This is a genomic window from Gordonia sp. ABSL11-1, assembly GCF_030315685.1.
Lineage (GTDB): Bacteria > Actinomycetota > Actinomycetes > Mycobacteriales > Mycobacteriaceae > Gordonia.
The window spans coordinates 217,054-223,509 of the sequence record NZ_JASXSI010000007.1 but is presented as its reverse complement, the minus strand read 5'-3'; the positions used below and the strand labels follow the sequence as shown (position 1 = coordinate 223,509).

At 67.3% G+C, this 6,456-nt stretch carries 5 protein-coding genes; 1 reads left to right on the top strand and 4 read right to left on the bottom strand.

The genetic code is table 11. The features are described 5' to 3' along the window. Positions 1-725 precede the first annotated feature (725 nt). A complete protein-coding gene (gene mftM, locus QSJ19_RS10810) occupies positions 726-1,556 on the top strand; it encodes a mycofactocin oligosaccharide methyltransferase MftM (protein WP_286320298.1) in 831 nt (276 codons plus the stop codon). An 18-nt stretch (positions 1,557-1,574) separates the two neighbouring features. On the opposite strand, the gene QSJ19_RS10805 is transcribed toward mftM, so the two are convergent. From QSJ19_RS10805 to QSJ19_RS10790, 4 genes are all read right to left on the bottom strand, one after another. Next, a complete protein-coding gene (locus tag QSJ19_RS10805; protein ID WP_286320296.1) occupies positions 1,575-2,228 on the bottom strand; it encodes a MadR family response regulator transcription factor in 654 nt (217 codons plus the stop codon). Beyond that, positions 2,225-3,682: a MadS family sensor histidine kinase gene (locus QSJ19_RS10800; RefSeq protein WP_286320295.1), complete on the bottom strand. Its 1,458-nt coding sequence runs from the start codon at positions 3,680-3,682 to the stop codon at positions 2,225-2,227. The genes QSJ19_RS10805 and QSJ19_RS10800 overlap by 4 nt, the downstream gene beginning before the upstream one ends. Continuing rightward, positions 3,682-4,842, bottom strand: coding sequence for an iron-containing alcohol dehydrogenase (locus QSJ19_RS10795; protein WP_286320316.1), 1,161 nt, complete (start codon positions 4,840-4,842; stop codon positions 3,682-3,684). The genes QSJ19_RS10800 and QSJ19_RS10795 overlap by 1 nt, the downstream gene beginning before the upstream one ends. A gap of 82 nt (positions 4,843-4,924) precedes the next feature. Next, positions 4,925-6,448, bottom strand: a complete 1,524-nt coding sequence (locus QSJ19_RS10790) for a VWA domain-containing protein (protein WP_286320293.1) — start codon at positions 6,446-6,448, stop codon at positions 4,925-4,927. Between the last annotated feature and the right edge of the window lie 8 nt (positions 6,449-6,456).

Genomic DNA, 6,456 nt, shown 5'->3' with positions numbered 1-6,456 from the left:
TCTAGCGAAAACCGCCGGCCGAGCCGACACCTTTCAACACAATCTCAGTCAGAGAGATAAAGACCTGACCAAACAAAAACTAGCAACACCCGCTCAAGGAGCGAGTGCCACAAAAATAATTCATCTCATATCCAAAGTACTTGGACACACGATGCCAATCATGGCATCAGACAATTCATCAACACACTATCGAGTTCTCAAAGAACACACACCCACCGGCACTACCCCTGTAACAGGGCGCTCACCTGCGAGCTTTCGTTCTGTTTGGATGTGTTGGCCGTCTCCGGCGCAACTCTTCCAGCCTACCAGACGCTCGTCGCGGCCCGCAACTCTCGGTCGTGGTCCGATCGGGAGTGTCTGGCAGTCCGAGATTTCCTACCTGGCGCATGAAGCGTCCCGGTCGACTTCTCGGGGGCGGTCAGTGCAGAACCCGGTTTCCCTTCCCCGTTTTCCCCTCTCGGGGCTGTCCGGGGCGGCGCCGTGGCGCGCTGACTTGAAGAAAGTTACGCAGGTTCGTTCGCAGGGTCAAATCGCCTGGTCAACGCTTACGTGGTGTCGCGTCTACGCAGGTCAGCACGTCACGCCACCCGCACGAGTCGTCGAAAATGCTCGTTTGGGACGTTCGTACCCAAGTGTGATCTGCGCCATGACGCCCGTCCTTTTGGACAGGGCAGGCGCCCAACTGGACAGTTACCGCAGGCCACAGCCACTTCTACGGTGAAGGGATGACGCTTCTCGATGACGCACCCGCGCGCGGACCCCGAGTGGCGGTGCGTCGGACGATGACCGTGCCCACGGGTTTCGACGTCTGTGGCGACTTCGCGTGGCGTCGCACTCCCGACCGCATCGAGATCGTCCACGGGCTCGACGAGTCCACCATCTGCGACTCGGCGATGATCGCCGGCCTGCTGCCCCTGATCGAGCAGGGCGTCGTCGTCGGACAGGCGGGATTCGAAGAGGCCGCGACGGCCGTCATCCGCACCTCCGCGGGTACCGAGGCGAGATCATGGGCCGCGTTCTACGACAACTCGCTCGACGAACTCCGGAGCGGCCGGTCTCCGTTCAGCCCCATCCATCGTCGGGCGCGATCACTGGTCGCCGGCGATTCCGTCCTGGAGGTGGGATCGTGCTTCGGCTTCTTCGCACTGCAGTGCGCCGACGACGGCCGACGTGTCGCCGCCTGCGACATCTCCCCCGGCGCGGTCGCACTGCTGTCGGCGAACGCGCGACGACTGTGCACTCCGGTGGAGGCGGTCCTCGGCGATGCCACCGCCCTGCCGTTCCCGACGTCGTCGGTTGACACCGTGACCCTGATCCACCTGCTCGAACATCTCGACGAGACGGCGGCCACGAGCGCAGTCTCCGAAGCGCTGCGCGTCGCCCGCCTGCGTGTGGTCATCGCGGTCCCGTACGAGGAGGACCCCAGCGAGCACTTCGGTCACCGGGTCCGGCTCACCGAGTCCCACCTGCGCCGATGGGCCGATGCGGTCGACCATGCCGGCGCGCAGTACCTCGAGGACCACGGTGGCTGGCTCGTGTTGCGGCCGGTTCCCTGATGTCGCCGGTCAGCTCGGTCAGATCAGCCCTCGCTTGCTGGCGATGTAGACGGCATCCGTGCGCTTGGACACGCCGAGCTTGCGGATGATGTTGCGGATGTGGAACTTGACGGTCGACTCGGAGATGTAGAGCGTCTGTCCGATCCTCTTGTTGGACAAGCCATCTGCAAGCAGACGCAGGACCTCGCGCTCGCGTTCGGTCAGCGCCTCGGGTGCGTCGCCCTCGCCGGACACCGTGCGCAGGACGATCGCCGCGCTGCGCGGATCGAACGCACTCCCCCCACCCGAGACCGCCTGGATTGCACGGACCAGTTCCGTCGTGTCCACGTCTTTGACCACGTACCCACGTGCACCGGCCTTCACCGCGCGAACCACCAGGTCGTCGTCGAGGAAGGTGGTCAGGACCAGCGCCGCGACGCCGACGTGGCGCGACGTGATCTCGCGGATGAGCCGAAGGCCCTCGTACTCGGTGCCGGCGGTCAACTTCAGGTCGACCACCACGACGTCCGGTGTGCAGCGGGCGACCTCGGCGAGCGCCGCGTCGTAGGAATCGGCCTCGCCGACGACGGAGATGGAGGTCTCGCGGTCGAGCAGGGAGCGGATGCCCTCGCGGAGCAGTGCGTGGTCGTCGACCAGCATGGTCCGCACGGCCGTCGTCTCGGGTGCGGTCATCTCACATCTCCTGTGTTTCGGGCCGTCGACACCCGGTCGAGCACCGGAATCTCGACGGCGATACGCACTCCGCTCAACCGCGACCGTCGGATTCGCAACGTCCCGCCGAGCTCCTCGGTTCGTGTGGCCATGTTCACCAGCCCACGGTGGCGGCCGGCGAGGTCACCGAGCATCGCGGCCCGCATCACCCTGCGCATGTGGCCCGGATCCCCCCGCCCGTCGTCGTCGACGCTCAGCGCGATGGAGTCCTCCCCGTAGGCGAGCGCGACGCGGGCCGTCGAGGCGTCGGCATGGACGGCGGTGTTGAACAGCGCCTCCCCCGCGATACGGAGGATCGCGTGCTGGACGTCGTCGGGGAGGTCACGCGCCCGGCCGGTCACCCGCACCTCGGTCTCCAGATCGGCCGGCATGTGCATCGAACACAATCCGTCGAGCACCTCGCCCAGACTCAGCTCACTGACCGACGGCGACTGGTTGAGCGCGTAGATCACCGAACGCAGCTGATCGACCGCATCACGGGTCAACCGGCCGGCCACCGCCAACCTCTCGGCCGTACCGGGATCGGATTCCATCCGGCAGACCTCGATCTGCATCCCGGCCGACAGCACGGACTGCGTGACCGAGTCATGGAGTTCACGAGCGATCCGCTCTCGCTCCTCGGTGACCAGCCGCTGGCGCATGGCGGCCGACAGTTCGCGCTGGGTCCGTTCGAGTTCGGCATTGCGGGCGGCGAGATCGGCCGCCTGCTCGGTGGCCTGGGCGTAGGCGGCCTCGGCTCGCTCGAGCTGATGGCGGCTCTCCTGGAGCAGCGCGGCGTTGAGCAGTGCGACCGCGGCCTGACGGGCGAGGATCCGCATCACGACGAGGTCGGCGGAGTCGACGACCTTGTGCGCCGGTGTCCAGGCCGACAGGCCGCCGACCACCTCGCCGTCGAGATGGACCGGCACGTGCAGGTGGTGGTCGTCGACGACCGGGCGGATGAGCTGCCCCATCTGGTTGCGCAGGATGTCGTTGAGACGATTCAGCACCTCGTCAGGCAGGTGGCTGGGTGTGCGCGCCATCTGCACACCCTCGAAGGCGAGAATGGTGCCGTCACGCGTCATCATCAGGTGGCGCGGGCCCGTCCGTTCGAGTTCCCCGTCACACAGCGCGAAGACGACCCACTCGGCGTCGAGGTGCTCGTGCACCGCGCGCACGACGGACAGCACCAGGGTCTCGGGTCCCTCGGCCGTCTGCACCAGGGCCCTCGAGATGCGGTCCAGGGCGCCGACCACGCGCGTCAGCCGCTGTTCGACACCCCGATACTGGGCGTAGTGGGTGCCCTTGACCGAGTGCAGGCCGAGCAGTGAGTCCAGGTGATCGGCACCCGCGATCACATCGCCCGGAGAACGGCCGATTCCCCACTCCGCGGCGTCGTCGTCGACGTCGTCCGCACCGGTTGTCCGACTGGCCATCACAGGGCCTCGCCATAGATCCGCTCGACGTCGGCGGCGGCCGGCCGACGCGGATTCGTGGTCATGCACGCATCGTTCATGGCATTGACCGTCAGGACGCCCACGTGCTCGGAACGGACGCCCAGCGGTGTCAGTGAACCCGGGAGCCCGACTCGGCGGGCGAGGCCGGCGACCTCGTCCGCGAATCGGTCGGCGGTCGCGTACGCCGAGCCGGCGCCGGTCATCCCGACCGCATGCGCGAGTGCGACATAGGGTTCCGGATCGGCCTCGGCATTGAACCGGATCACGTGCGGCAACAGGACCGCGTTGATCGCACCATGCGGGGCGTCGCACAGCCCTCCGACGGGATGGCTCATCGCGTGCGTGGCGCCCAGGATCGCGTTGGTGAAGGCCATCCCCGCCTCGAGCGCGGCGTAGGCCATGTCCAGTCCGGCATCCGGATCCGCGGGATCATCGACGAGACGCTCCACGCTGCGCCACGCGGTCCCGATGGCGGAGAGCGCCGCGGTGTCGGTCAGTCGGCTGTGGGCCACCGACGTGAACGCCTCGATGCAGTGGGTGATGGCGTCCAGTCCCGACTGCGCCACCACCTCGGGCGGCAGCGTGCCCAGCACACGGGGATCGATCACCGACACGTCGGGAACGAGTCCACGACCGATGATCGTCACCTTGGTTCGCCGATCAACATCGTTGACGATGCAGAACTGCGACACATCCGAGCCGCTCCCGGCCGTGGTCGGCGCGGCGACCAGCGGTGGCAACGGCCGCCGCGCCCGGTCGATCCCCTCGTATTGCAGGATGTGGCCGCCGTTGGCCGCGAGGATCGCGACACCCTTCGCCGCGTCGATCACCGATCCGCCACCGAGTGCCACGATCCCCTCACACCGCGCACCCTGATAGTGCTCGAGCGCAGCCGCGATCTCCGGGGCCCGCGGGTTCGGCGAGATCCCCGTGAACGAGTACACCTGCAGGCCGGCGGATCTCAACCGATCGGCGAGTTCCGGATACCACGGAGTGGCCATCAGCTGACGATCCGAGACGATCATGAGCCGACGGACGCCGAGCCCGGACGCCGCACGTGGGACCTCGGCCAGAGACCCGGACCCGATGATGATCTCGGGCGTGTGGAACTTCGCCAGGCGCACGCCGCCACGGGTCATCGTCTCGCCAGTTCCGGTCTGCACGTCACCTCACCTGCCCCACAACCTGCGTCTGCCGCGATCCTACGCGGAGTGACGCCTCTCACGCGCCATACGCGGCGACCGATACCTGCTCCAGCGCGGACAGGTCGTGGACCACGTGCACGCGGTCACACAGGGCCGCATAGCCGGGCAGATCGCACGAACCCAGACCCCACGAATAGCTGGGTTCCGGCGTGATCCAGATGGTCTCGCGTGCGCGGCGGCTGATCTCCTCGAACGCCTCGAGATTCGGATCCCGTCCGTTCGTACGGCCGTCACCGAGGACGATGACCGTCGTCCGCCGGTTGATCGCGCCGCCGAACTCCTCCAGGAACGTCCCCATCGCGGTGCCGTAGTCCGAGTCGGCGTCGACGTCGAGCACCCCGCCGGCGGGAAGTCCCGACACCACCAGTGAGAGGGCGTCTTCCGGCGGGTGCTCGGCGAACAGGTCGGTGATCTCGACCAGGTCCGAGACGAAGGCGAACGACCGGACGTGCGACACCATGCTCTGCAGACCGTGGACCAGCTGCAGGGTGAAGCGAGCGGCCGTCCGGACCGACAACGACACGTCGGCCAGCAGCAGCAGGCTCGGCCGGTCGGTGACCTTCGCAACGGTGATCGGACGGAACGGCACACCGTCGTAGCGGAGGTTGGCCCGCATGGTGCGTGCGGCATCCACCGTGCCGCGCGCGGCCAGCTTCCTCCGGGCGCGGGGCGCGCCGTGCAGACTGCGGATGAGCCGTCGGATCGAGTCCTCGAGGCTCGCCCTCTCCTGCTCGTGGATGACGTCGCGGACGGATGCCTTGATCTCGCGGCTCTCGAGTTCGTGGTCGGTCGCCATCAGCTGTTCGAGGTGATCACGCAGCTTCTCGGGCAGTCCGTCGAGCAGCCCCGCGAGCGCGGCACGCAACGCGGCGAGTTCCTCGGCGTCCGGCTGGGGCCCGCTCGGGTCGTCGGACTCCAGCCAGTCGAGCAATGCCATCTCCTGCGCCACCGACAACTCGGCGTCGAGCTGAGTCGGAGTGCCCGACACCAGTTCACCCGGCCGACCCGGGTTGTGCAGTCGGGACACGGTCAGCTGGACACGTGCCGCCGCCTCCGAGTTGGGTACCTCGTCGGACGACAACACGATCTCGTCGGTGAGCGAGGCCATGTCCAGCTTGTTCGCCTCCTGATGGAGGTTGTACTGCTCGGCCAGATCCTCCGGGTCGAAGTACTGGCGGATGTTCGACGGCGGACCGTGGCTGTGTCCCTGCTGCGGGGTCTGCCCGACCTCGTCGGAGAGCATGTACTCCTCGAGCTCGCCGCCGTCGCTCAGATCGTCGTGGGTGTGCGAATGCCCATGTCCGTCATCGGAATCCACCACCGCCCGCAAGCCGAAGAAGCGGTCGAAGACCTCGTTGAACGTCGTCTCGTCCCGGCGGTCCTTGATCAGACACACCTCGAGGGCCGATCGGAGCAGTTCCCGGTCACCGAGGATCTCCGATGTCCCGGCGGCCCGCATGGCGTCCATCGCCTCGGACACCCCGATGCGGATTCCGTGCAGTCGGAGCAACCGGACGAACCGGTGCACAGCGCCTTCCATGGCCGCCG

Bases quoted from the DNA above. Each gene is read 5' to 3' on its own strand.
- QSJ19_RS10805 (WP_286320296.1), bottom strand. From the start codon at position 2,228: ATGACCGCACCCGAGACGACGGCCGTGCGGACCATGCTGGTCGACGAC.
- mftM (WP_286320298.1), top strand. From the start codon at position 726: ATGACGCTTCTCGATGACGCACCCGCGCGCGGACCCCGAGTGGCGGTG.
- QSJ19_RS10790 (WP_286320293.1), bottom strand. From the start codon at position 6,448: ATGGAAGGCGCTGTGCACCGGTTCGTCCGGTTGCTCCGACTGCACGGA.
- QSJ19_RS10795 (WP_286320316.1), bottom strand. From the start codon at position 4,842: ATGACCCGTGGCGGCGTGCGCCTGGCGAAGTTCCACACGCCCGAGATC.
- QSJ19_RS10800 (WP_286320295.1), bottom strand. From the start codon at position 3,682: ATGGCCAGTCGGACAACCGGTGCGGACGACGTCGACGACGACGCCGCG.